Origin of the sequence: Halanaeroarchaeum sp. HSR-CO (genome assembly GCF_024972755.1) — an archaeon.
Taxonomy (GTDB): Archaea; Halobacteriota; Halobacteria; order Halobacteriales; family Halobacteriaceae; genus Halanaeroarchaeum.
Window position 1 is genome coordinate 464,350 of the sequence record NZ_CP087724.1, and the last position, 24,874, is coordinate 489,223.

Here is a 24,874-nt window from a genome sequence, read left to right on the forward strand (position 1 = left end):
CTCGGTCCTCGTCCGGATCCCCTCACGGAGTCGCGTGGTCACGGCGCCACCCCGTCGGCCGGCCACGGACGTCGCCACGTCGGCCCGTTGCTCGTCGGTCACTCGCCGAAGAACCGGATGATCCGGTCGCGACCGAGATACCCGGCCACCGAGAGTCCCACGATGACGGCCAGGAGGGCGACGGCCGAGTGGCCGTTCCCCTGCGCGACCATATCGCCGAAGACGTTCACGAGGAAGAACGCCGGCGCCCGGCCAACGGTGGCGATGACCACGAGTTTCCACAGCGGAATCTGTGTGAGTCCGCCGACGAAACACAGCGCGTCGTCCGGCAGCCCCGGTATCAAAAAGAGGACGAACAGGCTCACGAGGCCGTGTCGCTCGACGTAGTCGTCGACTGCGGCGAGCGTGGTCTCGTCGATCACGCCTTCGACGTACGACCGCCCGAACCGACGGGAGAGCCAGAAAGCAGCGGTACTCCCGATGGTGATGCCGATCATGTTGTACAGCGTCCCGCACCAGGGGCCGAAGAGATACCCCGCGACGGCGGCGAGTGCCTGGGCGGGGATCGGGGCGACCACGACCTGGATCGCCTGCAATGCGATGAGGACGAGCGGCGCCAGTCGCCCGAATTCGGTGACGGTCGTCCGGATGGCCCGCGAGTCGGTCAGTACCCCCAGACGGGCTCTGAAGAGCACGACGAGGGCGACGAAGACGACGGTCACCACGATGGCGTGGAGGATGAACCGATTTCTCGCGGCCCTGGAGACGAATATCCTCGGGCTGGACTCACGGTCCATGGTTAAAAGGGACCACGCAGGCGGGTGTCGCTCGTCGTGGAACGGATCAACGTGTCCCGACGGAACGAACCCCGACTATTTGAATGTGGGCCCGCCCTCACCGATCCGTCCGTCTCGCCGGCGGCCGCTTCGAGACGATCTTCCCCAGGCGCCCGCGGTTGTCGGCGATCCACCGATAGCCCCGCTCGCGAACCCAGACGTACGGCCCGAACTGGTCGAGGCCCGTCCACGGAATCCACTCGGGGACCAGGTTCGCCCGACGGAGCGCCACTTCCACCGCCTCGCCGCACGAGTAGACGGCGTCCGCGGTGACGACGTGCGCACATCGCTCGTAGTCCACCGGGAGTCGCTCCTCGAGTTCGGGTGTCAGCCGAGAGAACCCGACGATTCGGACCGTGGAATTGGCCGCGAAGAAGTCCGCCCACCACGTACAGAACCCGCAGTCGTCATCGTAGACGAGCGTCGCGTTCGTCATCGTTCGGGATTGGGGCTGCTGGCGTATGGGTCTCACGCTCGTACACCGTGCGGACGGGCCTTCACAGCGGTTTATCACGAACGGGCACGCATCGACCGGCACCGAGGACGAAATAGACCATACGTCCACAAACACCACGAAACAACGAAGGAGTTCATCCCCTGGGGACGTAATATGCTTAAATGACGTTGGTATTCGCTATACACAAGACATATGTATTTCCTGCCACTGCTATCGAGTGCTGGTGCCGACGTGGTGCCCGTTGCCCAGGCCCACGGTGCCAGCGTGGGGGTGCGGACTACTGCCTCGGTCCCGCCCTGTCCAGCCAACGTCGGTCTGTCCCACCGACGACCCGGCGGCACCGCCGTGCCCATCCGGGTACCTGCGACGACGGATGGCGGAACCTCGTGCTCATCATCCCATCCGTTTCACCGAGGGGACGTCTGTCCCGATGACCACCGTCGAGTGACTGTAGAGCGGCGACCGTGCGCGGACTGCACCGCGGCGACCGAATCGACGGCAGCTCCCGACGCAGCCGACCAGGCTACATCTTCTTAATCGGGGCGCCCGCTATTCGAGAGCGTAGCCATGCCATATCTCCAGTTCGACGCCGACTTCCCCATCGCCGCGGACGACGCCGCCGCGTTCGAACGGCGCGTCGCCGAGGTGTACGCCGACCGGATGGACGCCGACACCAGCTACACCGCGGTGGCGGTGCGCGACGACGTCTCGCTCTTTCTCGGGCGGGCGGAGGGCGAGCGTCGGGTGGTCTTGAAGGCCGACATCCGACGGGGTCGCACCGAGAACCGAAAGCGCGAGCTCGCGCTCGAGATCATCGACCTCGTCCACGAGACCTTCGACGTTCCCACCGAGAACCAGAAGGTCGTCGTGACCGAACACGACGGCCACCAGATGATGGGCGCCGACCGGGTCGGCGACGACTGGTCGGAATCGGCGGCCGAGTAGGCCACGAACGCGGGGCCAACGCCGACGCTCACCGGGTTTTCGACCGATCGAAGCGGTCCAGGTACGCCGCTGCCCCGCGCCGGAGGTACCCGACGTCCGTCCCGGCGACCAGGAAGTCGACGTCCCACTCGTTCCATCGGGCTTCGATGGTATCGATGCCCGTCGCGAGCGTTCCCACGGGGACGTCGGCGCCGCGGGCCGCGGCCACGATCCGGTCGATCGCCTCGCGAAACGGTTCGGCGTCGAAGTCGCCGAACGCGCCCAGGCGGGCAGAGAGATCGGCCGGTCCGACGAACACCGCGTCGAGCCCATCGATCTCGACGATCGTCTCCACGTCCTCGAGTGCGCCCTCGGTCTCGATCTGCAGGATGGTCGCCACCGACTCGTTGGCGGTCGCGACCGCTTTCGAAAGGTCGGTGCCGTACCCCGAGGCCCGCCCGCCGGCCACACCCCGGACGCCGTCTGGCGGATAGGCAGTCGCCTCGACGGCCCGCTGTGCCGCTTCGGCAGATTCGATCTGGGGGATTACGATGCCCGCGGGGCCGAAGTCCAGGACTCGCCGGATCTCGGCGCGGTCGGGGCCGCTCACCCGGACCACCGAGTCGGTCGCCGTATCGACGGCGTCGATGGTGCGGACGCCCATCGCGAGATCCGCGATGGTGTTCTCGGAGTGTTCGCCGTCGACGACGAGGAAGTCGAAGCCCTCGCCGGCCAGTACCTCGAGGACGACTGGCTGTGCGGTCATCGACCAGGCGCCGAGCAGCGGCGTGCCTTCGCGGAATGCGCTCGCAAGCGTCGGACTGTCCATGGACGGGCCATCGCTGGCGACCACCATATCGGTTCGGCCGTCGGCCCACCAAGTTTAGACTCTGTGACAGGTTTTATCTTCGTCGTCACCGTTGTTCCAGTAATGAACCGTTCGCTCTTGCTCGCCGTCCTGCTCGTGGTCTCGGTCCTCGCTCCCGGGATATCGCTTCTCGCCGACGGCCAGCAGGCGACCGTTGCCATCACCGACGTCACGACGGCCCCGGAACGGCCCAATCCCGGTGAGACGTTCCGCGTGAGGACGACGGTCACGAACGGCGAGTCCGCGCCCGGGGCCTTCGATATCACGGACGTATACGTGCGGCGAGCGGGGAGTGCACGCTCTTTCGCTCGCGTCGAGGACGTGGGTGGCGTCCAGCCCGGCGGTTCACTTTCGGTCCCGCTGCCGATGACTCTCGAGGACACCGGGACGTACGATCTGCGCGTCTACGTCGTCGGCGAACTGAACGGCACTCGGACGCGACTGCAGTATCCACTTTTGGTTTCGGTCCGCGAGAGCGGCCCCCAACTGCTCGTCGAGACCAACGAGACGGTCGTGGGGGCGCAGTCCACAGCCAGCGTGACCGTCGTCAACGCGGGGCAGACGCCGGTCTCGACGGTGCGACTGGCCGTCGGTGGCCAGAACGTGACGGTGGACTCGCCGAACCGCATCCTCACCGGGCTGGCAGCCGGCGAACAGCGGACCCTCGGCGTTCCCGTGACGCCGACGGACACCAGCGCGACCCTACAGACGGTGCTCACGTACACGACCGAGGCTGGGAACGAGCGCACGGTCAGGTCGACGACCCCCCTCGCACCGGCCCCCCTGGAGCGCGACGTGACCCTCGAAGCCCGACGACTGTCGGCGGTCGCCGACCCACCCATCGGCGTCACCATCCGGAACTTCGGGAACGCGCCCCTCGACGACGTCACCGTCGCCATTCTCGTCGACGGCACCGTCGTCACCAGGCGCCCGGCGCCCGACGTGGCGGCCGACGCGGAACGCGACCTCCGTGTCAACGTCTCCGACGTCCCGACGGGACCGGTCGACGTGCGGGTCGCGTACGAGACCGCTGGCACGCAGGGGAGCGAGGAGACGACCGTCCAGTACCGCTCGAATCCCGGTAGCGTCGCGGTGACCGGGGTGGATTACGAGGTCGACGACGGAACGGTGTTCGTCAGCGGAAGCGTGGCGAACGTCGGTCTTACCGAGGTTAACGGCGTCGTCGTCCGGGTCGTCTCGGCGCCCGGCATCGACCCGGTACGGCCCGCCCCCGATTACTTCGTGGGATCGATCCCGGCGAGTGACTTCGCGACCTTCGACCTCTCGGTCGTGGTCGACGAGGACGTCGACACCGTCCCCATCGAGGTGCGCTATCTCGTCCGGGGCGAACGGCGGACCGCGACCACGAACGTCTCGGTCGCGGACAGACCCGCCCCGGCCCCCGAGGATGGCGGCGGTCCGCCGACGCTCGTCCTCGTCGGCGGTGCGGTGATCGCCCTCGCGGTCGTGATCGCCGCCGTGTATCGCTACCGCCGCCGATGACCATCGTCGAACTCGAGGGCGTCTGGAAGGTCTACGAGGGTGGCGGTGGCGAGCGCGTCGAAGCGCTCCGCGACGTCGACTTCGCGGTCGAGGCGGGGGAGTTCGTCGCCGTGATGGGACCGAGTGGCAGCGGCAAGTCCACGATGCTCAACGTCATCGGGCTCCTCGACGCGCCCACGCGGGGGACCGTCCGTCTCGACGGCCGCGACGTGACCGATCTCACCGACGTGGAGATGACCGACGAGCGCAAACGCTCTATCGGCTTCGTCTTCCAGAGTTTCTACCTCATCTCGTCGCTGTCGGCCCTGGAGAACGTCGAATTGCCGACGCTGTTCGACCGGGACCCCGCGGGGCGAGCGCGAGCGATCGACCTCCTGGAACGCGTCGGTCTCGGTGATCGCCTCACCCACCGGCCCGACCAGCTCTCCGGGGGGCAAAAACAGCGCGTCGCCATCGCCAGGGCGCTGGTCAACGAGCCCCGGCTCCTCCTCGCCGACGAACCGACCGGGAACCTCGACCGGGAGACCGGCAGGGAGATTCTCACCGAGTTCGAACGGTTCACCACCGAGGGGGTCGCCGTCGTCGCCGTGACGCACGACCCGCAGGTCAGCCGATTCGCCGACCGGACGGTGAACCTCGTCGACGGCCAGGTCGCTCCCGAGGGGGCGTGGACCGATGACTGAGCGGTCGGGCGGGGACGAGGGCCAGCAGGCACCAGTCGACCCGTCTCCGGGCCTCGTCTCGCGAGTGTATCACGCCTTCCCCTCGATCCTGATGGCGCGGCGGAATCTCGGGCGAAACCGAATCCGCTCGGTGCTTGCGGCACTGGGTATCGTCATCGGCGTCCTGGCCATTGCCGCGCTGGGGATCTTCGGGACGACGCTGCAGACCGGGACCGCTGAACAACTGGGCGACATCGGCAACGAGATCAGCGTCACGCCGAACCGGGAGGCCGGCGTCGAGGGCCTCACTGACCGCGACGTCACCGAGATGCGCCGCGTGGCCGAGGGGACCGTGGTTCCCGTCGAGTCCACGACGGTCAGGCTCTCTCGAGGGCAGACCCAGTCGATCGCCACCGCATACGGTATCGCGAACCCCGCGGCACTCTACGCCGCGTCGGACGGGCGTGTCCCCGACCGCTTCCAGCGCGGCGTCCTCGTCGGCGCGACGGTCGCCGAGCGCTTCGACCTCGCCGCCGGCAACGCAATCGTGGTCGACGACACGACCTACCGGGTCATCGCCGTCCTCGAAGAGCAGGGCGGCATCACGCTGTTGAACCCGAACGCGGCGGTCGTCGTCCCACCGACGGCGATCGCCGGTGACACCTACTCGCAGGTCGTCGTCACCGCCGACAGCGGTGCGGCAGCCAACCGGAGCGCGGTGGCCATTCGCGAGGAACTCAACCGCCGGACCGAGCGCGTCTCCATCTTCGAACTCGGCACCATCACGGAGAGCATCGACCAGGTGTTCGGCCTCATCAACGCGTTCCTCGTCGGTGTCGGCTCCATCTCGCTGATCGTCGCCGGCGTGAGCATTCTGAACGTGATGCTGATGAGCACCATCGAGCGCCGACAGGAGATCGGGGTCCTCCGAGCGGTCGGCGTCCATCGGCGCCAGGTCATGCGCACGATTCTCGCGGAGGCGGCCCTTCTCGGAGTCGTGGGCGGTGTACTCGGAACCGTCCTCGCTCTCGGCGTCGGCATGGCGCTCAACCAGTACGTCAGCGGCGACCCGCTCGCCACGTTCACGGCGCGCAACGCCCGCTATCTCGTGCTGGCGTTCGGCTTTGCGCTCGGGACGAGTCTCCTCTCGGGACTCTACCCGGCCTGGAAGGCGGCCAACGAACCGCCGGTCGAGGCACTCAGGAAGTGACGACCGGATCGGCTCCTCGGTTGTCGCCAGCGGTCAGTCCAGATACGTCGGACACACGCCCTCGAGGTGTTCTTCGACAAGATCGGCGGCGGCCGCGTACGGCGAGACGCTCGCTTTTGCCCTCGATCCCTCGGGATGGTCGATGCCGGCCGCCCCGAACAGATGGTCGACGAACACCGATCTGACCGCATCGTTTTCGAACAGACCGTGGAGATACGTGCCGACGACGCCGTCCAGCGCGATACTCCCCGGTTCGAGCGGTTCGGGCGCCTCGCCGTCAATCGTCGACGTCCCCATGTGGATCTCGTACCCGGTGACCGACCCGCTCGCACCCGCCAGTGGTCCGGCGCCGTCGACAGCGATGCTTCGACGCGTCACCCGTTTCTCCCGCGCGAACGTCGTGGTTACCGGGAGGAGTCCAAATCCCTCGACAGCGTCCCGGTCGCCGGTCCCCTCGACGGCGGCGTTCTCGATGCGCTCGCCGAGCATCTGATAGCCGCCGCAGATGCCGAGGACTGGGCCGTCGAACGACCGGAGTGCTGTGCCCAGGCCCGCGGCCCGGGCCGCGAGCAGGTCGTCGACCGTGTTCTTCGTTCCCGGGAGGACCACGGCGTCGGCGCCGTCGAGGTCGGCGTCCAGGGGGACGAACGCGACACGGACCCCGGGGACCGCCGCCAGCGGTTCGACGTCGGTCGCATTCGACAGGTGCGGCCACCGGGTGACCGCGACGGTCACGCGCTGGGATGCTGGAACCCCATCTTCGGTCCCGATGACGGCTCGCTCTCCGACGTCGGGTGCGGAGAGACTGTCCTCCTCGGGGAGGCCGGGGTCGTCGTGGGGCAGGACGCCGAGCACCGGCACCCCGGTCTTCGATTCCAGGGTATCGAGGCCCGACTCGAGGATGGAGCGGTCACCGCGGAACTTGTTGACGACGAGACCGACGACCCGATCCCGGACGTCATCGGGCAGGAGTTCGAGCGTGCCGTAGAGGCTCGCGAACACGCCGCCGCGCTCGATGTCCCCGACCAAAACGATGCTCGCATCGGCGAACCGGGCGGTCTCCAGGTTCGCCAGGTCCCGGTCGGCGAGGTTGATCTCGGCGATGCTCCCAGCGCCCTCCGCGACGATCACGTCGTGTTCGGCCGCGAGTCGCTCGTAGGATTCGACCGCGGCCGACCGCGCCGCCTCCCAGTGCGACTCGTAGAACGTGCCGGCGGCGACCGTGTCGACCGCCCGACCGTGGACGACGATCTGACTCTCGCCGTCGCCGCTGGGTTTGAGGAGGACGGGATTGTGGTCGGTCGTCGCGGTCACCCCGGCCGCTCGCGCCTGGACGAACTGCGAGACGCCGATTTCGCCGTAGGCGTCGCCCCCCTCGCCGGGGACCACCGCGACCTGGGCGTTGTTGCTCATGTTCTGGGCCTTGAACGGGACGGCGTCGACCCCGCGCCGGGCGAGCGCCCGCAGGAGGCCGGCGACGACGGTCGACTTCCCGACGTGACTCCCCGTCCCGGCGACGAGGATGGTGGCCATCAGTACTCGGTCCCCTTTCGGGCAGGCTGTCCGTCGTCGATCGGATGGCGTTCCTTCTGGACGTGGGACTGGAGGTCGACGTGCCCGTCGAGGTAGGTCGGTCGCTCGTGGCCGCCCGTGAGGACCAGCTCGAGGTCCTCGGGCTTGCGCTCGACGAGGTCGACGACCGCCTCGGGGTCGAGGAGGCCCTGTTCGACTGCGTAGAGAACCTCGTCGAGGACGAGCATGTGAACGCCAGCTGTCGGGGCGCCGTCGAGTGCGACCGGGCCGTCGACGTCACTCGAGGCGTCGAGCAACGTTTTCGCTCGCTCGAGGCCCGCCCGCGCACTGGCCGTGTGCTCCTCGTCGTCGGAGCCGTTGCCGAGACCGTGCCAGCCGTACTGACCCCTGTTCTCGACGGAGATGCCGGGGACGGCCGCGATGGCGTTGTACTCGCCCCGGACGTCCTCGACGCTCGCCGTGCCCCCTTTCATGAACTGGAGGAGGTGGACCCGATAGCCGTGGCCCGCGGCCCGGAAACCCATGCCGAGCGCCGCCGTGGTCTTCCCCTTCCCGTCGCCCCACCAGACCTGGACCAGGCCGAACGTGGGAGGCGCGCTCGCGTCGATGTCGCGAGCGGTCGGGGCCTGCTCCGCTCGCGGTGTCCCGGTGGCTCGTTCGTCGTCGTTCGGTTCCTCGGTCGGCGATCCGCCGTCGGTTTTCTGTGTCTCTTTTGCCATTGGTATCGAACCTCGTCGATGCAATCAGTCAGGGCACGAACACGCTCGCCCGTCGCGTGGTTTCGACGCCGTGGTCGGCCTCGGCCACCGACGCCGGCAGTTCGCCCCCCTCGTACCGCGAGTCGAGACTCGCTCGGATCGCGTCCCTGACGCAGGCGCGGGCCGCGGCGCCGACCTCGGTCGCGCTCCCCGAGAACGGTGCCGGCTCCCCGGCCGGGTCCGTTCCGACGATCACCGCGTCGGTCGTCGTTCCCGGGTAGCCGGTCGTCGCCAGCAGCGTGGCGGTCTTCGCCTCGACCGCGACCGAGAGGAGGTTCGCGACCGCCGCATCGTCGAGGGCGCGTGTGGTCCCGACGATGAGGTTCACCGTTCCCGCGTGGTCGCCGGTTGGAGCGGCGTCGGTGGCTGGCGCCGCCCCCTCCTCGGGCGCCATCGGCAGTGCGGCCGGATTCGAGACGCCAGCGGTGGCGAAGACCTCGACGGGGCCGCTCCGGGCGCCCCTGAGGTGTGTCAGGTCGACCCCCGTCAGGAGTGCGGGCCCCGCCACGTCGAACGCCGCCCGCTCGCGGCGCTCGTCGACGTACGCCCCGAGGTCGGTCCGCTCCCATCCCTCGGGAACGGAGACGTTGTAGGCCGCTCCCGCGGTCTCGAACCCGCCCGCCCACCCGGTCGAGAGCCATCGGGTTCCGGACCGACGGACCTGGAGAACGCCCTCGCGAACGGTCGGGTCAAACATCCAGGAGTGCCTCCTCGAGCTGGCGATTCTCTTCGGGCCGCCGGATGGCCACCCTGACGTGTGAATCCAGCGTGTCGAAGGTCCGCGCGTCCCTGATGGCCAGTCCCCGTCGGTCGCATCGCTCGATGACCGCGTCGACCGGTTCTTCGGTGACCTCGAGGAGCAAGAACGGGGCCGCCGAGGGGGTCACCTCGTAACGTTCTTCCAGCGCCGCGGTCATCTTGTTCCGTTCCCGCTCGATACGCTCCCGTGTCGCGTCGACGAACGCGGTCTGTCGCATGCAATACGCGCCGACCTGCAGCGCCGGCGTTCCCAGGTTCCAGGCCCGCCTGGCGCGCTGGAGTCGGTCCCGTTGGCGACCGGTAGCGACCGCGAAGCCGGCTCTGAGCCCCGGCATACCGAAGAGCTTCGTCAGAGACCGGGCGACGATTACGCCGTCGGTTCCCGCGAGCGACTCCCGGTCGGTAAAGCCCAGGAACGCCTCGTCGATCAGAACCGGCGTCCCACCGTCCCGACTCCGTCGAACGAAGGCGAGCAGTCGATCGCGGTCGTAGACCCGACCGGTCGGGTTGTTGGGATTGCAGACGATGGCGAGGGCGTGGTCGGTGGGATCGGCAGCGAGGATTTCACTCTCTGGGACCGTCGTCGCTGTCCCGCCCTGCAACCGGACCTCCCGTGCGTACTCGCCGAAACTCGGGGTCGGAACGAGCACGGAGTCACCCCGGTCGACCGTCGTCTCGATCGCGAGGCGGATCGCGGCCAGTCCACCGGGCGTCGGCACCACCGTTTCGGGGTCGACGGCCACGTACTCGGCAGCCGCCGCCACGAAATCAGCAGGTGGCTCTGGTGGGTACGCTCCGAGTGCATCGACGGCCGCTCGATAGACGTCTCTGGCCCCTTCGGGAACCGCTGGATTCACGTTCGCGCTGAACTCGATCTGGGAGGCCGCCGCGTGACCGCCGTGTGGCACGCGGTCCACCGAGTCGACGCTATCGGGGTCCATCCTCTCCCACCAGGCGGTCGTAGTAGTCCACGATCCGGTCCCTGACGGCGGCCATCGGCACGCCCTCGCGGTCGGCGAGCCAGAGCGCCCCACCCATCCCGACGCCCTCTTTCGCCTCGCCCAGGCGATAGCGCTCGAAGGCGACGTGGTCGACGGCCTCGAAGCCGGGGTCGGTCACCCGGGTCGAGAGGTCGAGGGCGTCGGCCGCCCCGTGGAGATCGAACGAGTCGTCCCACTCGACGAACGCGGTCGTGGCGATCGAGAGCGGTGCGTCGACGCCCCCGTGTCGAGCGAGGGCGGCGGCAGCCACCATCTGTGACCCACCGGCGAGCGTCACGGCGACCCCCTCGGCGGCCGCGCCCGTGACGAGCCCAGCGATGGTCGCGAGGACCGGGTCGCCCATCCGCTCGACCGCCTCGATCGGCTGGCCGGCCAGTTCGCCGGGGCCGACCTCGCTGGCCGCGAGGCCCGCGTCGACCACCGATCGCTTTCGTTCGAGGGGGTTCTCGGGCAGCGACGAGGAGACGCCGTTGGGCTCCCCGAGCGCGGTCAGCACGCCCATCGCGGTCGTGGTGCCACCGGGGATGCTCTCGGCGACGAGCATCTCGTCGTGGGTGATGGCCCGTCCGACACGCGCGCCGGCCTCGAAGGCGGCGTCGGCGTTCGGAACGGGACGTTCGGCGCGGAGATCGTCGCCCGGCGAGACCCCGACCTCCACCGTCGGTGCGGCGGTCCGAGTGGCGAGACCGGCGTCGAGGACCATCGTCTCGACGGACAGGCGGTCGAGTGCGGCCCGGGTCACGAGCGAGGGCGTCGGACACCCCTCGGGACTGACCGGGACGGACGGCGCGAAGACCGGTCGCCCGTAGGTGACGATCTCGGCGTCGGCGGCCGGGGTGTGACGCATCACCGCGGGCGAGGCACCGGCGGCGCTGAGCCCGTCGATGCGGCCGGTGGCGGTCGTCCCGACGACGAACGCGGCGATCACGCAAGGGCCTCCGCGACGCGGGCGTCTCTCGGTCGGTTCACGTTGACGGCGAGTGTCGGTTCGTGCATGATGAGTGTCTCCGTTCGATCGGTGGCACCGACGACGTTGACGCCGGTCGGGACGGCGGTCCGCCCGTCGACCGTCGTCGTCCGATCGACGGTCGCTCCGAGTCGGTGCGGCAGGTCGGCGGGCACACAGACGGTGGTGGAATCCGTCCCGGTCGCGTCGAGGATCCGGTCTACGACCGCCCCGGACAGCAGCGGGAGGTCCGCGACGACCGTCAGTACGGGGAGCGAGACCCGTTCGAGGGCGACCCCGAGGTCGGCGACGTAGCCGTCTCCCGGCGTCTCGACGACCGGGGCGCTGACGTGTGCTGCCGTCGCCGGCGTCTGCGGCGAGGTCACGACGAGTGCCCGGTCGATCTCGCTGTCTTCGAGCGCCCGGAGCACTCGATCGACCATCGGGACGCCGCCGATCTCGCAGAGTGGTTTCTCCCCGCGGCCGAGTCGCGTCCCCTGCCCGCCGGCCATCACCAGAGCGTCCACGCGATCACCCCCAGGAGCAGGCCGCTGAGACGGGCGACCTCGTTGGTCGCTCCCACGACGTCGCCGCTGATCCCGCCGAGACGGCTCCTCGCTACCCAGCCCATGACGAGGGCGACGAGGAGTCCGCCGGCGAGCGCGACCGCACTCGCCGGCGAGGGCCAGGAAAGGACCATCGCGGGGACGGCGAGCAGGCCGCCGACGGCGAGCGATCGGTGGGTCGCGAATTCGGCGAGGGCCGACCCGAGTCCCTCGTGTCGTGGCGTGCCCCGGACGAGGACCACGAGCATGGCCAGTTTGGCGGCGACCTCTGCGGCGACGACGACGCCGAAGGCCGTGCGTCCCCGCCCCGTCAGCACCTGGCCGACGGCGAACAGGCCGATGACGACGATGGCACCCACGAGTAGGCCACCGACGCCGAGGGCACTGTCGCGCATCGCCCCGACGCGTTCGGCTTCGGAGCCGTGGACGGCCAGCCCGTCGGCGAGGTCGGTCAGCCCGTCGAAGTGGTTGATGCCGGTCAGGACGTAGACCGCGAGGACCAAGGCGAACCCACCGAGAGCGGGTATCGGAGAGACGACGACCGGGATGGCCACCAGCGCACCGACGAGGTAGCCGACGGCCGGCATGACCGCTGGCTCGCGGCGAAACCCCTCCCAGGCGTCCTCGGTCATCTGGAGTGGGATCGTGGTGAGAAAGCCGAGGGCGCCCGCGAGTCTCCTCACAACCACGCCACCACCCCCGCAAGCAAGAATGCGAGCAGTCCCGCGCGGTGGACGAGGGTCACGCCCGCGCGGGCCTGCTCCGCTGTCGGCAGCCCCCGACCCGGGTTCAGGGCGTACGCGCCCGGCTTGACGAGGGACACGTCGAGGAGCGCGGCCATCGTCGCCATCGGCCACCCGGAATTCGGCGAGGCTGGCTCCCTCGCGTATCCACGGGCCGTTCCGATCGCGCCCGGTCGCCCCGCGGCGACCGCGAGCAGGACGGCACTCAGTCGCGCCGGGACCCAGGCGACGACGTCGTCGAGACGCGCACTCGCCCAGCCCATGGGGTGGGTGCGGTAGCCGAGCATCGAGTCGAGGGTGTTGACGCCCTTCACCCAGACCGCCGCACCGACGGCGACCGGCAGCGAAACGAGCGCGCCGAGCGCGAACGCGACCAGCGGGCCGACCAGACCGTCGGCGAGGTTCTCGGCCACGCTCTCGACGGCCGCACTCCGGAGCGCTGCCGGACCGAGGCTCGTCGTCTCCCGACCGACGAGGGATCGCGCTTCGCTGGCCGCAGCGGCGACGTCTTCGCCGGTCGCGGCGATCACGTCGGTGCCCGCACCGACGAGCGACCGCAGGCTGACCGTCGTGAACAGGACGGTCCCCGCCACGACGACGCCCGGCAGGTGCCCGAGTGTCAGTGCCCAGCCGATCACGGTGGCCGCAATCAGCCCGGCCACCAGGGGCACGAATAGAGCGACGAGAATGCCGACCGCCCCGGGGCTCGACCACTCCCTGTCGCACCAGTCGATGATGGTTCCGAGCCAGACGACCGGATGGAGTCGTTCGGGCGGTTCGCCACCCACCCGATCGAGGAGGAGTGCGACGCCGATGGCCGCCGTCGCTATCGCGGTCACGGCTCCACCCCGAGTAGCGCTACCACCGATTCGAGTGATTCCTGCTGGACGGAGACGTACCGACCGCCAGCCGCGGCAATTGCGCCGTCCGTCTCGGGATCGTCGCCGACGTGGGCAAGTTGGTCGACGGACACGTCGAGGGCTCCCGCGACCGTCTCGAAGGCCCGCGGGTCGGGTTTGCGCCAGCCACAGTCCACGCTCGTGACCACGGCGTCGAAATCCGCACTGCGGAGTCCCGACCGCTCGATGGCGCGCGCGGCGAGTCCCGGGACCGAACTGTTCGAGAGGATGGCGATCGGAAATCGGTCACCGACCGCTCGAACGACGCTCTCGGCCCCCGACACGGTCTCCACTGTCGGGTCGAAGGCGGCGTCGACGGCCGATTCGATGGTCCGTCGGGAAACGGCCTGCTTCCCGTTCGGGGCGTCCGCTGCCAGCGCCGATTCGACGTGATCGTACAACGACCGTTCTGCCCCCGGTTCGGACCGACCGTACGCTGTCTCGTATCGCGTCCGCCAGTCGTCCGGGACCGACACGTCCCGTTCCCGGAGCGCCGTCGCTACCGCATCGGCGGGGTTCGTCGGAGGAGTCGCTGCGACGAGGGTGCCGAAGAGGTCGAACGAGACGGCGCGAATGGGGTCGGCCCCCGTGGTACGGTCGGCGCGGGGCATGGACTCGTCTGGGGCTCACTCCCGCCGGAGCGAGAGACCGACCAGGGAGATGGCGAGCAGCGCGACCGGGATACCCATTCCGGGCGTCGTCGCGGTCGTGGTCCGTGTCGTCCCGTCGGCCGCTGCCGTCGTGGCGGTCGTCGCGGAGTCGGCGGTCGTCTCCGTCGCCGTCGTCTCCGTCGCCTCGACCGCCGCGTCCTCCGAGGCGGGGTGGAAGGCGGCGGCCAGTTCCTCGACGATCTCGACGGTCCGTGGCGCGGGCTGGCTCACGTAGTTGGCGTCGACCAGCAGGATCTGTTCCTCCTGGACGGCCGTCGTGGCGTCGTAGCCGGCCGATTCGGGAATCGCCCCGATGTCGGTGTTGGTCACGATCCACTCGGGATTTTGTTCGACGACGTCTTCTTCGTTCATCTGGCCGTACCCCTCCATCCCGGCCTCGGCGGCGACGTTCGTGCCCCCGGCCGCCTCGATGATCCCGTCGATGAAGGTTCCCTCGCCCGCCGTGTGGCCGCCACCCATGTAGTAGAGCACGCGCGGGCGGTCCTCGCCGTCGACGCGGTCGCGAACGGTCTCGAGGGACTCGTTCATCTCGGTCGCTCGCTTCTCGGCCCCCTCACAGGCGCCGACCAGGTGGCCCGTCAGTCGCGTCTTCTCCTCGACGTCGGCGAGTGACGTGGCCCGCTCGTACGAGTAGACCGTCAGTCCGGAATCACGGAGTTTCTGGACGGTTTCGACCGGGATAATGTTGGGGGCGAGCACCAGGTCGGGGTCCAGGTCCACGACCCGTTCGCTGTCGACGAACGACTGGCTCGCGCCGGAGACGTTCGTCCGCGACTCGGCGCCCTCGAGGTACGAGGCGTACTGCGAGACGCCGACGACCTTCTCTTCGGCACCGATCTCCCACATCGTCTGAGCGGCGCTCGGTCCGAGCGTGACGACCGTCTCGGGCTCCGCATCGATGGTCACCGTCTCCCCGGTCGCGTCGGTCGTCTCGACCGGGAACGAGCAGTCGTCGAGTTGGTTCGCCGAGGCCTGGTCGGTGACCGCGCCCGCTGCGAGGGCGGGTCCAGCGCCGGCGCCGACCAGTGCTACCACCAGTCCGAGTACCAGTATGGTTCGCAACCGCGACCGTGCTGTCATTGCACGAGGGGACTGGCTTCATCAACATAAGTTTACCTAATCCAACTACGATTTCAGTCGGGCCGGGGCGAGCGATCCTCGAGGACGTCCTCGACGGTCGAGATGACGTCTGTTTCGCCGACGACGGTCGCCTCACGCCTGCGTTCCTCGTAGCGCGCTCGTGCCTCGGGGCCGACGAAGTTGCGGTCCGCGAAGGGGCGCTTCTCGACGACGATCAGGTTCTCGGCTTCCGCTGCGGCCTCGAGGTTCGGGAGGTTCCCGACGCCGATCTCTACGTCGGCGACGACGGTCACTGCAGCGTCGCGCACGTGGTCTCGTACTGCCGCCGTCGCCGCTTCGTCCATGGGGGCTCCCGGTGGGAGCGTGACGGCCTCGATGCCCAGGTGCCGGGCGGTCTCCAGGTCGGAGTCGCCCTCGTTGAGCGCCCCGGTCGTCACCGCGAACCCCGCGGCCGAGAGCAGATAGAGCAGGCGTGCGCCCGTCGCGCCGCCACCGATGACGTGGACGCGTTCGCGGGTCTCTTCGGTCGCGCCCTCGGGTAACGCCATGACGTAGACCGACCCCGTGACGGGGTGGCTCGTGACCACGGCCTGCGTCCCGAAGGCACTCTCGAGGTGCGATTCGGTGAGGACGTCGGTCGGCGTCCCGTCCGCGAGAACCTCGCCGTCGCCGAGCAGGACGAGGCCGTCGCAGTAGTGCGCGGCGAGGTTGAGGTCGTGGATGGCCGCGATCACGGTCTTCCCCTCGTCGACCAGCGACCGAACGATCTCGAGGGTGCGGATCTGGTGGTTGATGTCCAGGCTCGCGGTCGGCTCGTCGAGGACGAGCACCGGGGTATCCTGGGCGAGCGCCCTGGCCAGCAGCACGCGCTGGCGTTCCCCACCGCTGACCGCATCGACCGATCGGTCGGCGAGGTGATCGACCTGCGCCCGTTCCATGGCATCGTCGATGGTCGCCTCGTCTGGGCGCTGGCCGAAGGAGATCCGGGACCGGTAAGGCGTCCGCCCCATCGCGACGACGTCTCGAACGTCGAAGTCGAACGCGAGGTGCGTGTCCTGGGGGACCACCGCGACCCGTCGGCTGACCGCTCGCGAGGAGAGCCCTCGCACCTCGGTCCCTCCGATACGGACGCGCCCCGATTCGGGGACGATAACCCCACTCATCGTACGGAGGAGGGTCGTCTTCCCGGATCCGTTTGGACCGATGAGTCCGATGAACTCCCCCTCCTCGATGGCGAGTGAGACGGCGTCGAGTATCGACTGGCCGCCGAGGGTGACCGAGACGCCTTCGACGTCGACCGCGCCGGAATCGGGACCGCCTCGGGGGTCGGGGGGCTGGGCGCGGACGGTGGCCAGGAAGTCGAATAGGCTGTCGGGGATCACAGCGCGTGCACCTCCCGTCGTCGGAGCAGGTAGAGGAAGAAGGGGGCGCCGAGGGCTGCCGTGACGATACCCACGGGGAGTTCGGCCGTCCCGGTCCGGGCGACGGTGTCGGTCGCGACGAGGAAGGCCGCCCCGGCGAGCGCGCTCGTGGGGAGGAGGAGTCGATGGTCGGGGCCGACGAGCAACCGCATGACGTGCGGGACGATGAGTCCCACGAAGCCGATGACCCCGGCCACCGCCACCGCCGTCGCCGTCAGCAGACTCGAGAGTCCGAGGAGCATTCGCTTCGTCCGCTCGACCTCGATGCCGAGGGTGCGCGCGTCCTCCTCGCCGAGCAACAGGACGTTGAGGTCGCGGGCGTACCACAACAGCGCGACGAACAGCGGTGGGACGGTGACCAGCGTGATCCTGACGTCGGCCCAGGTCGCGTTGTGGAGATGCCCCATCAACCAGAAGACCGCCTGCTGGAGACTCTCGCCGCTGTGGACGAGCATGTAGGAGATGACCGCGCCGAGGAACGTCTGGACCGCGACGCCCGCGAGGAGCAACGTCGCGACCGGCGTTCGACCCCCCTCGGTCGCGATGAGGTAGACCGCGAAGGCGGTCGCCAGCCCCGTCAGGAAGGCGGCGGTGTGGAGGCGCAGGCCGAGCGGGAGCGTGATGGCCGCCACCGCACCCACGGCCGCTCCGGAGGAGACGCCGATGATCGACGGATCGGCCATCGGATTCCGGAAGAATCCCTGCATCACCGCGCCCGCTCCGGCCAGCGCGAACCCGACGAGGCTGCCGAGGACGATGCGGGGCAATCGGATGCCGAGGATGATCGTCCGGCTCGTCTCCGGGACGGCGAACGTCGCGACGGGCGAATAGCCGACCTGGATGGCCGGAACCATGCTGGTGAGTCCTCCCTGGGCGGCGGACCACGCCAGGTCGATGGAGGTGGGAACGACGACGGCCTCGAGCAGGACCTTCGCGGTGGTGAGCGGCGGAATGGTGACCGACCCGACCGCCGCGCTGGCGACGACCGTTCCGACGAGGAGGGCGACGAGGGCCCCCACCCACCCTGCGCCGCGCACCGCGCCGTGCATGATTACTATTCCAATTGCATTAGGTAAATATGTATTGTACTCGGTGCCGAAAGATGACGCGGACGGCCCGACGTTTGGCTGTGCGACATCGACCAACGTGGAAGTGGTATCCCACAAATAACTATCACGTTCTCAACCCCTTGGATTCCACAGCGGCATTTTTATCCTTCCGAGACATACCCCTCATTATGCAGGGTACCGCTCCGCTCGACCAGTCACCCGAGACGACCGCCGGCCCACTCGATATCCGGCTCTCAGTCACGCCGGACGAGGAGTGCTGTTGTCCGCTGAAACGCTGTGACGCGGAGTCGGTCCAGCAATCACTGTCGGTCGCCGACGACAAGACTGGGCGCTGTCGACTCGTCATCGATGAGGGGAGCGGGGCGTGTTACGAGGAGATCTCGACGTGTCAGTTCTGTCCGTGTCCCACCTTCGAGGATTACGAGTGTGTGAACCAGTTGCTCGAGGTCCAGGACGACAGCCTGCTGTTCTCGGTCACGATACCCGACCGCTCCGTACTCGCCCCTCTTATAGAGGGACTTCGCGAGACGGACGCCAGCGTCTCCGTGAATCGGATCCTCACCGCGGGCGAGGAGGGCGAGATGACCCCCGACATCACCGAGAAACAACGCGAGGCGTTTCTTATCGCGGTCGAACGGGGATACTACGAGCGACCGCGGGGGGCGACCCTCGACGACATCGCCGAGGAACTCGGCATCACGTCCTCCGCGGTGTCGCAGCGATTGACGGCAGTCAAACGCCGACTCGCCAGGAAGTACGCCAGACGGTACGACGCGGAACTGTCCGAGTAGACGACGGGCCCGGGACGTCGTCGGTGACGTCTCCGGGCGTCGTTCTCCGCCCGTCGTGCCGGCTCCAAGCTTATAGCCTTCAAGATAACAGGGTAACTGATAGTGTCCGGTCCACCAAAGGATGCGTATCAATGATGGAGCGCTACCGGTTCGATTGCCCGAACTGTGAGATCGATATCGTCGTCGACTCGGGAGTGCGATCCGACTTCCTCGAGAACGGCTGTCCGATCTGTGGGGGGTCCGCCCGCCGGTCCGATTTCTACCTCCTGGAAGCGACCGAAGAGAGCCAGTCCGCGTAGTCGGTAGCTGAACGAGCCTGTCGAATCGATGTATCTACCCTCTCTTAAATGACTTCATATGCTCGGGACGGCAGTAAGTGCCCGTGACTCCCACGTATAGCCATAGATTCATGGAGTCCGAAGGCAACATCTCCGCAGACCTCGCCGACACGTTACAACGACACCGGAGCACCCAGCAGGGCAGCGGTGGGACACTCGTGTTGAGCGACGACGAGGGCTACGTCGGGGACGAGATCATGATTCTCGGGCGCAATCTGCCCGAGAATCTGACGGTGGAACTCACGTGGCACACCACCAGCGGCAACTGGGGCGTCCTGCAGGGCAACGAGATCATGGGGGCCCAGTACCAGTCCCGCGTCGAGACCCTCGGGACCGTCGAGACCGACGGGTCCGGCCAGTTCGACTTCACGTACGAGATCCCCGAGGATTACGGCGGATCGCACACGATCGAGGTCCAGAAACCGGACGGCGGGCGACTCGCCCGGACGGAGTTCGAGATCATCCCGTGGTTCGAACTCGTAAACGAGAGTGCCCCGCTGGGCGAGACGTTCACCATCAAGGGCTACGGCCTCGGTCCGAACCCGATCACCAACAACTACCAGGTCACCTACGACAACGGGATGGTCGGGTTCGTGACCGGCGTGTTGAACAACGGGACGGCCACCGCACAGATACGGGCCACCGGTCACGTGGGCAAACACGGCATCCAGATCTGGCGGAACTACCGTGGGGTCCCCTTCCTCCAGAACAACACCCAGTCGCCGTACGGGCCGGTCGCCGGCGGCCGGGAATCCGTGTGGACCGTCGACGTGACCGAACTCGAATCCGAACCGTCCTCGGCGTGGGTCGACCCGCAACTCGACGAGTCGCCGCTCGCGGTGCACTACCCCGACATCGACCGGGACACCGACGCTTCGATGGAGATCACGCCGTCCTCGGGCCAGGCCGGGACGACGGCGTTCATTCGTGGCCGCGACTTCCCGCCGGAGACGGCGGTCGACCTCATCTGGCACCGACACCAGGGCCACCGCGTGAAGGGCATCGAGATCGTGCCGGTCCCCAAACCGGACGTCCTGCCGACCGTCGAGACCGACGAGGACGGGAACTTCCAGTACGAGTTCGAGGTCCCCTCGGACGTGGGATCGACGCGGCCGATCACGGCGGAGGTCGACGGCGAATCGGTCGCCGTCACGGGCTTCATGATGCAGCCGGACATCCTCGAGTTCTCCCCGACGAGCGGTCCGGTCGGGACGGAGATCGACATCAAGCTCTCTGGTGTCGGCTGGACGATCTACGAGAACGCGCCGTACTTCGTCTACGATAACAAACCGCTCGGGTACGTCTGCGGCGTGGACGACGACGATGCCAATGGCGTCACGCACATCAAGATCGAGGCCACCGGGGAACCGGGACTGCACTTCATCGACGCCTACCCCAGCATCTTCGAGACGCGTAACGACGAACCCAACTTCGAGATCAAACCGCACCTCTCGTACCTGGACAACCACCCGATGCGGCCGCTGCCGGCCTTCCACTTCGCGTTCGAGGTCACCGAGGAGTAGACGGCACCGGTTCCGAGCGAACCGATATCGGCGCTTCGACTGCGTTCTGTGACGCCTGGACCACCGCGATGGGAGAGTGCACCGACCGCTGACGCCAATTACCACCGCCGTCCTACCGGATAGATGCAGAGTGGCCGATGGGAATCCGACACGTTCAGGAGAGTCCGAAGGTCGTCATCCCGGAACGCCCCGATGGCGACCGTCGACAGGCCCAGTGATTCGGCCTGCAGGTAGATGTTCTGACCGGCGTGGCCGACTTCGATCGGGACGTATCGTCGCCGTCCCCGTTCGCCGTACTTCTGGGTGGTTCGTTCGTCGACACCGGTGATGACGACGTCGAGTGCTGCGTCACCGACGTGGTCCTGATCGACGGCGATCTCCTGCAACTCGGTCTGGTGGTTTCCACCCTCGACCAGTTCGAGTGCGTGATCCGTTCTCTCATAGTGATAGATGCCCACGTCGAACTCCACGACGCCCGGGTCGCCGATGACGACGAACAGTTCGAGCGGATAGGTGGCTCCTGCACTCGGCGCGGCGCGCAGATCCCGTCTGCCCGTACGCCGTTTCGTGGTTCCCTGCGCGGCCCAGAGGAGTTGGCCCAGTTCTGCGGCGGTAACCGGCTCGGTCCCGTAGCTGCGTCGCGAACGTCGATCCGCAATAGCCGCCGAGACGGACGCATCTCCCTCGACAGTTCCTGGACGCGGAAGCGCCGACGGCGCCGCTCGTCGTTCGGTCGCTGAGGCTCCGTTCCCGTCCCCGTCGGCCGCCTCCTCGGACGTGGGAGGCGTGGTGCCGTCGACGTCGTCGCTCCGGAGACAGCCCGCAGAACCCCAGATGCCGAATGCACCGATCGCCCGTAACCAGCGCCGTCGTTCCATAGTGGTATTATTTCCACGAATCATATAGAATGTTTGGCATTTGGCAACGGTCCACGAGCTCTCTGCCGCCCCAACACGCAATCGAGTCATAGTACGTCGTGGTGTCGCCCTCCTTGATAGCGACCTCGCGGTTGGCACCGCTCCCACCCTTCGATCCGAAAGACACACCGGTTCTCCAGACGGCACTGACCGTGTGGAGCGACCGAACCCGGTTGTCGCTGATGGAATCAGGACGAGTCCGCTCGTGGAAGCGAGACCGTGAATATCGATCCTCGTGGTTCGTTATCCTCGACCACCACCGAGCCGCCGTAGTTCTCGACGAGGGTCTCGACGAGATACAAGCCGATCCCGGTGCCGTTGCTGTCCAGTCCGGTTTCTCCTTTCGAAAACATCTGCTCTTTCAGGGTGTCGGGGATCCCAGGCCCGTCGTCCGCAATCGAGACGTGTACCTGGCCATCGTCTACCGTCGCCGAGACTGCTACTTCGGGATGGTCGAGGTCATTGTGCTGGATCGCGTTTTTCAGCAGATTTCGAAAAACGGACCCGAGCATCTCATCCGCTATCACCGACACGTCTGGCAGGGGGCCCGCAATCGTGACTGAGGCATCGGCGAAGGAGCCTCGGACGGTCTCCACCTCGTTTAGAAGAATCCGTCGCAGATCGACGGACTCGTATTCGGACTCCGAATCGAGCATCACGTTTGCGAGGTCCCGTGCCGATTTCGTGAGTTCGACTGCCCGTTCTGCGTTTTCGGTGATCCGGTGTACGTATTCGAGTTCGGCTGTCGACAATTCGCCGTCATCTTCGAGGAGGTCCGCCCAGCCGATGACGGCCTGTAACTGATTTCGGATGTCGTGGCGGACCATCTGGTCCAGGAGTGCTATGTCGTCGCGCTGGCTTTCTATCTGTTGTTGGGCCGCTTTCCGTGGCGTGATATCACGGATGACGAACAGCGTTCCGAGCCTGTGATCCGTGCCAGCGGTGAAATTCGTAGGAGAGACCTCGAGTGTCCGCGTTTCATCGTCCGATTCGATCGTCTTCTCGAACGGTGGGACCGTCGCCCCATCGTCTAGTCGTTCGGTCGCTATGGACGGAAAGACGGTTGTGACCCCTTCGCCAACGAGTCGGGATTCGGTGGCTAACAACGACCGAGCACTATCGTTCACATCCACGATTGCCCCGTCAGTTCCGGCAAGCAGGTACCCTTCCCGCATGTACTCGATCGTCCTGGAACGGGCGAGTGCCTTCGTGTCGAAGGTCTCGTAGCGAAACGCTGCGTAGCCAATTCCGGCCATACCGACGGAAAACGAGACGGGTGTGAAGATCGTGCCTGGCGTCTCGAAGGGGAGCAACTGGAAGGTCTGTGCGACGGACAACAGCATCGGGGCAAAGATAGCTGGGACGAGAATCACCGCCTGGCTCCGGCTGAGACTCCGATTCGACCACGTCTGGTAGACGATGTAGAACAGTCCTATCGTGGCGAGGACGTAGAACGCAGAGAGGTATGCGACGTAGATCGGGCTATTGCCGTGAGCGATGACCGAGAACGAACCGACCGAGACGAGATGTGGGTCTTCGAGGAGCACGGGAATCGGGTCGGTGAACAGCCAGACGAACACCGGTACCAACCACAGAACGATCGCCGTGCCAGTCTTCCAGTTCACCCAGCGACGAGCCGTCCCCATCGAGAGCCCGTAGAAGAATACCGCTGGCGCCGTCGTGAACGAGCCGAAGTGCAGCATTTTGTACGCCCAGAACGACCGAGTGAATCCCGTCGCCGTCAACTGTACCATCGCGAAAAACGTCCAGAGTGTAATTGTCGTGGCCAGGATGGTAAAGGTCGTCACCTGCAGGGTCCGTCCGAATTTGCTCAGATAGTACAGCCCGTACACCGTCGTCAGCATTCCCACCAGAGTTGCCAACAGAATGAGGATTAGTGGTAGATGAAACTGAAAACCATACATCGAGTTGGTAATTCTCGGATTCTGTATAAATTCTTTCGACACGACCTGTGCGTGGTCGTCGACCTGGGCTGCAGACCGTCTCGCGATTCGGCATCACTCCGAACGCATCGCGGCCCTCGACGCGACGAGTAGCGTCCCTAGCGGCGTTCGTCCAGCACAGCCGCGGCGAACGCATCGAGTGCCTCGTGGTACGCCGGTGACCCCACACGGTCGCGTTTCACGAGGAGGGTCGCCACGACGTCGGCCCCGGCGTCCGCCACTCGCTCAACGAGGCGGTGCAGGTACCGCCGCTCGTCGAAGCCACCGTAGGTGAGAAACAGCCCCGTCGGGACGCCGTCGAGGCGTGCCCGTTCCACGAATCCGGTGACCGGTGGGCAGGAGAGCGTCCACTTCGGCGTCCCGAGGACGAGTGCGTTCACGTCCCGGAGGTCGGTCTCGACGCCCTCGATGGGGACCGTCGACCCAGGAACGAACGAGCGCGCCAGCCAGTTCCAGTACCGCCGCTCCCGGTCCGGGCGGATCCGCTGGACGGTCGGGACCTCGAACCGCTCGGCGAGGTTCGCCGCCACGGTCGCGGTCGTGCCCGTCCGCGAATAGTACGTCAAGACCATCTCGTCGCGGACCGTCGCGGGTGGTGTGTCGGTCCCGGGCCAGGGGTGAGTGTTCTCGGTCATTGCCAGGTGACGATGGTGGTCTCGAGGCGGGAGACGGCCCCGAAGATGAGCAGTTCGGTCACCGAGACCGTCAAGATCGCCGCGAACATCTTGGCCGTCTCGAGCGTGGAGTTATACGAGAGGATCAGGTAGCCGATGCCCTGGTTGCCGACGAGGAACTCGCCGACGATGGCCCCCGTGAACGCGAGGATGATGCAGATCTTGAGCGCGGCGAACACCGAGGGAAGCGAGGAGTAGCGGTAGACGTTCCAGTAGAGCTGTCGCTTGTTGGCCGAGAAACTGCGGAGCATGTCGATCGTCTCCTGGTCCGTCGACTTGAACCCCGATAGCGAGTTGACGACCATCGGGAACAGGCTGATCACGTAGCTGATGATCACGATGGAGTTGAACCCGAACCCGAACCAGATGATGAACAGGGGCAGCAGGGTGACGACCGGGATCGATCGGACGATCACCACGTAGGGGTAGAAGGTAACCTCCACCATCCGCCAGTACGACATCGCGAGCGCGATGAGATAGCCCGTGAGGACGGTGAGGCTGAAGCCGATGAGAAACTCGATCATCGTGATCTGGAGTTGTTCGAAGATGATCGTCCGACTGTCGACGAACGCCGCGACGATGGCCGAGGGCGTAGGGAGGATATACGACTGGATGCCGAAGAAGGGAACGAGAAACTCCCACGCGAGGAGGGTGACGACGAAGACGCCCGCAGGGAGGGCGTACTCTCGCGGGAACATCGGGGATCCGTCCATATATCCTGCGTCGAGGTAGTCAGTCGGGGATTATCAGTGTAGTCGTT

At 67.1% G+C, this 24,874-nt stretch carries 26 protein-coding genes; 7 read left to right on the top strand and 19 right to left on the bottom strand.

Annotated features, from left to right (window positions below; translation table 11 throughout):
* Positions 1–98: 98 nt before the first annotated feature.
* Entirely contained in the window at positions 99–797 is a 699-nt protein-coding gene (locus HSRCO_RS02435; RefSeq protein ID WP_259518807.1) for a TVP38/TMEM64 family protein, read from the bottom strand.
* A 97-nt stretch (positions 798–894) separates the two neighbouring features.
* Positions 895–1,272 (bottom strand): DUF393 domain-containing protein, encoded by a 378-nt coding sequence (locus HSRCO_RS02440; protein WP_259518809.1) that lies wholly within the window; start codon positions 1,270–1,272, stop codon positions 895–897.
* Between the two features lie 588 nt (positions 1,273–1,860).
* Here HSRCO_RS02440 and HSRCO_RS02445 point away from each other — a divergent pair.
* Entirely contained in the window at positions 1,861–2,238 is a 378-nt protein-coding gene (locus HSRCO_RS02445) for a 4-oxalocrotonate tautomerase family protein (RefSeq protein ID WP_259518810.1), read from the top strand.
* Between the two features lie 28 nt (positions 2,239–2,266).
* On the opposite strand, the gene HSRCO_RS02450 is transcribed toward HSRCO_RS02445, so the two are convergent.
* Positions 2,267–3,046: an HpcH/HpaI aldolase/citrate lyase family protein gene (locus HSRCO_RS02450; protein WP_259518811.1), complete on the bottom strand. Its 780-nt coding sequence runs from the start codon at positions 3,044–3,046 to the stop codon at positions 2,267–2,269.
* 102 nt (positions 3,047–3,148) lie between these two features.
* Here HSRCO_RS02450 and HSRCO_RS02455 point away from each other — a divergent pair, with 102 nt between their 5' ends.
* From HSRCO_RS02455 to HSRCO_RS02465, 3 genes are read left to right on the top strand one after another with little or no spacing between them, the layout of a single operon-like run.
* Positions 3,149–4,588, top strand: a complete 1,440-nt coding sequence (locus tag HSRCO_RS02455) for a CARDB domain-containing protein (RefSeq protein ID WP_259518812.1) — start codon at positions 3,149–3,151, stop codon at positions 4,586–4,588.
* Positions 4,585–5,271, top strand: coding sequence for an ABC transporter ATP-binding protein (locus HSRCO_RS02460; RefSeq protein WP_259518813.1), 687 nt, complete (start codon positions 4,585–4,587; stop codon positions 5,269–5,271). Before HSRCO_RS02455 ends, HSRCO_RS02460 begins: the two co-directional genes overlap by 4 nt.
* Positions 5,264–6,460, top strand: a complete 1,197-nt coding sequence (locus tag HSRCO_RS02465; protein WP_259518814.1) for an ABC transporter permease — start codon at positions 5,264–5,266, stop codon at positions 6,458–6,460. The genes HSRCO_RS02460 and HSRCO_RS02465 overlap by 8 nt, the downstream gene beginning before the upstream one ends.
* A 33-nt stretch (positions 6,461–6,493) precedes the next feature.
* On the opposite strand, the gene HSRCO_RS02470 is transcribed toward HSRCO_RS02465, so the two are convergent.
* The 12 genes from HSRCO_RS02470 to btuC are packed head-to-tail and all read right to left on the bottom strand — an operon-like array spanning position 6,494 to position 17,886.
* Positions 6,494–7,993: a cobyric acid synthase gene (locus HSRCO_RS02470; RefSeq protein ID WP_259518815.1), complete on the bottom strand. Its 1,500-nt coding sequence runs from the start codon at positions 7,991–7,993 to the stop codon at positions 6,494–6,496.
* Positions 7,993–8,712 carry a cob(I)yrinic acid a,c-diamide adenosyltransferase gene (locus HSRCO_RS02475; RefSeq protein WP_259518816.1) on the bottom strand — a complete coding sequence of 240 codons (720 nt, stop codon included), beginning with the start codon at positions 8,710–8,712 and terminating at the stop codon, positions 7,993–7,995. The genes HSRCO_RS02470 and HSRCO_RS02475 overlap by 1 nt, the downstream gene beginning before the upstream one ends.
* A 28-nt stretch (positions 8,713–8,740) precedes the next feature.
* On the bottom strand, positions 8,741–9,448 hold the full coding sequence (locus tag HSRCO_RS02480) for an adenosylcobinamide amidohydrolase (protein WP_259518817.1): 708 nt from the start codon (positions 9,446–9,448) through the stop codon (positions 8,741–8,743).
* Complete coding sequence (locus HSRCO_RS02485; protein WP_259518818.1) at positions 9,441–10,451, bottom strand: aminotransferase class I/II-fold pyridoxal phosphate-dependent enzyme; 1,011 nt, start codon at positions 10,449–10,451, stop codon at positions 9,441–9,443. The genes HSRCO_RS02480 and HSRCO_RS02485 overlap by 8 nt, the downstream gene beginning before the upstream one ends.
* Positions 10,438–11,439 carry a nicotinate-nucleotide--dimethylbenzimidazole phosphoribosyltransferase gene (locus tag HSRCO_RS02490; RefSeq protein WP_259518819.1) on the bottom strand — a complete coding sequence of 334 codons (1,002 nt, stop codon included), beginning with the start codon at positions 11,437–11,439 and terminating at the stop codon, positions 10,438–10,440. Before HSRCO_RS02490 ends, HSRCO_RS02485 begins: the two co-directional genes overlap by 14 nt.
* Positions 11,436–11,984, bottom strand: a complete 549-nt coding sequence (locus HSRCO_RS02495; RefSeq protein ID WP_259518820.1) for an NTP transferase domain-containing protein — start codon at positions 11,982–11,984, stop codon at positions 11,436–11,438. The genes HSRCO_RS02490 and HSRCO_RS02495 overlap by 4 nt, the downstream gene beginning before the upstream one ends.
* Positions 11,969–12,706: an adenosylcobinamide-GDP ribazoletransferase gene (cobS, locus tag HSRCO_RS02500; RefSeq protein ID WP_259518821.1), complete on the bottom strand. Its 738-nt coding sequence runs from the start codon at positions 12,704–12,706 to the stop codon at positions 11,969–11,971. The genes HSRCO_RS02495 and cobS overlap by 16 nt, the downstream gene beginning before the upstream one ends.
* The gene (gene cbiB / locus HSRCO_RS02505) at positions 12,703–13,605 is read right to left on the bottom strand and encodes an adenosylcobinamide-phosphate synthase CbiB (RefSeq protein ID WP_259518822.1); all 903 of its coding nucleotides are present in this window, start codon (positions 13,603–13,605) and stop codon (positions 12,703–12,705) included. The genes cobS and cbiB overlap by 4 nt, the downstream gene beginning before the upstream one ends.
* Entirely contained in the window at positions 13,602–14,276 is a 675-nt protein-coding gene (locus HSRCO_RS02510) for an HAD family hydrolase (protein WP_259518823.1), read from the bottom strand. The genes cbiB and HSRCO_RS02510 overlap by 4 nt, the downstream gene beginning before the upstream one ends.
* A gap of 15 nt (positions 14,277–14,291) precedes the next feature.
* Positions 14,292–15,416, bottom strand: a complete 1,125-nt coding sequence (locus tag HSRCO_RS02515; RefSeq protein ID WP_259518824.1) for a PGF-CTERM-anchored ABC transporter substrate-binding protein — start codon at positions 15,414–15,416, stop codon at positions 14,292–14,294.
* Positions 15,417–15,469: 53 nt separating this feature from the next.
* Positions 15,470–16,798: a heme ABC transporter ATP-binding protein gene (locus HSRCO_RS02520; RefSeq protein ID WP_259518825.1), complete on the bottom strand. Its 1,329-nt coding sequence runs from the start codon at positions 16,796–16,798 to the stop codon at positions 15,470–15,472.
* Positions 16,795–17,886, bottom strand: a complete 1,092-nt coding sequence (gene btuC, locus HSRCO_RS02525; RefSeq protein ID WP_259518826.1) for a vitamin B12 ABC transporter permease BtuC — start codon at positions 17,884–17,886, stop codon at positions 16,795–16,797. Before btuC ends, HSRCO_RS02520 begins: the two co-directional genes overlap by 4 nt.
* A gap of 188 nt (positions 17,887–18,074) precedes the next feature.
* Between btuC and HSRCO_RS02530 the strand changes: the two genes are divergently transcribed.
* The 3 genes from HSRCO_RS02530 to HSRCO_RS02540 all read left to right on the top strand — a co-directional run bounded on the left by HSRCO_RS02530 (position 18,075) and on the right by HSRCO_RS02540 (position 20,559).
* Positions 18,075–18,698: a helix-turn-helix domain-containing protein gene (locus HSRCO_RS02530; protein ID WP_259518827.1), complete on the top strand. Its 624-nt coding sequence runs from the start codon at positions 18,075–18,077 to the stop codon at positions 18,696–18,698.
* A gap of 131 nt (positions 18,699–18,829) precedes the next feature.
* Entirely contained in the window at positions 18,830–18,997 is a 168-nt protein-coding gene (locus HSRCO_RS02535) for a hypothetical protein (RefSeq protein ID WP_259518828.1), read from the top strand.
* A 110-nt stretch (positions 18,998–19,107) separates the two neighbouring features.
* The gene (locus HSRCO_RS02540; protein ID WP_259518829.1) at positions 19,108–20,559 is read left to right on the top strand and encodes a hypothetical protein; all 1,452 of its coding nucleotides are present in this window, start codon (positions 19,108–19,110) and stop codon (positions 20,557–20,559) included.
* Between the two features lie 98 nt (positions 20,560–20,657).
* Here the strand turns inward: HSRCO_RS02540 and HSRCO_RS02545 are convergent, their stop codons facing one another.
* The 4 genes from HSRCO_RS02545 to HSRCO_RS02560 all read right to left on the bottom strand — a co-directional run bounded on the left by HSRCO_RS02545 (position 20,658) and on the right by HSRCO_RS02560 (position 24,827).
* Positions 20,658–21,437 carry a SagB/ThcOx family dehydrogenase gene (locus HSRCO_RS02545; protein WP_259518830.1) on the bottom strand — a complete coding sequence of 260 codons (780 nt, stop codon included), beginning with the start codon at positions 21,435–21,437 and terminating at the stop codon, positions 20,658–20,660.
* Between the two features lie 227 nt (positions 21,438–21,664).
* Positions 21,665–23,359, bottom strand: a complete 1,695-nt coding sequence (locus HSRCO_RS02550) for a histidine kinase N-terminal 7TM domain-containing protein (RefSeq protein WP_259518831.1) — start codon at positions 23,357–23,359, stop codon at positions 21,665–21,667.
* 179 nt (positions 23,360–23,538) lie between these two features.
* The gene (locus HSRCO_RS02555) at positions 23,539–24,075 is read right to left on the bottom strand and encodes a hypothetical protein (protein WP_259518832.1); all 537 of its coding nucleotides are present in this window, start codon (positions 24,073–24,075) and stop codon (positions 23,539–23,541) included.
* Complete coding sequence (locus HSRCO_RS02560) at positions 24,072–24,827, bottom strand: ABC transporter permease (protein ID WP_259518833.1); 756 nt, start codon at positions 24,825–24,827, stop codon at positions 24,072–24,074. Before HSRCO_RS02560 ends, HSRCO_RS02555 begins: the two co-directional genes overlap by 4 nt.
* Between the last annotated feature and the right edge of the window lie 47 nt (positions 24,828–24,874).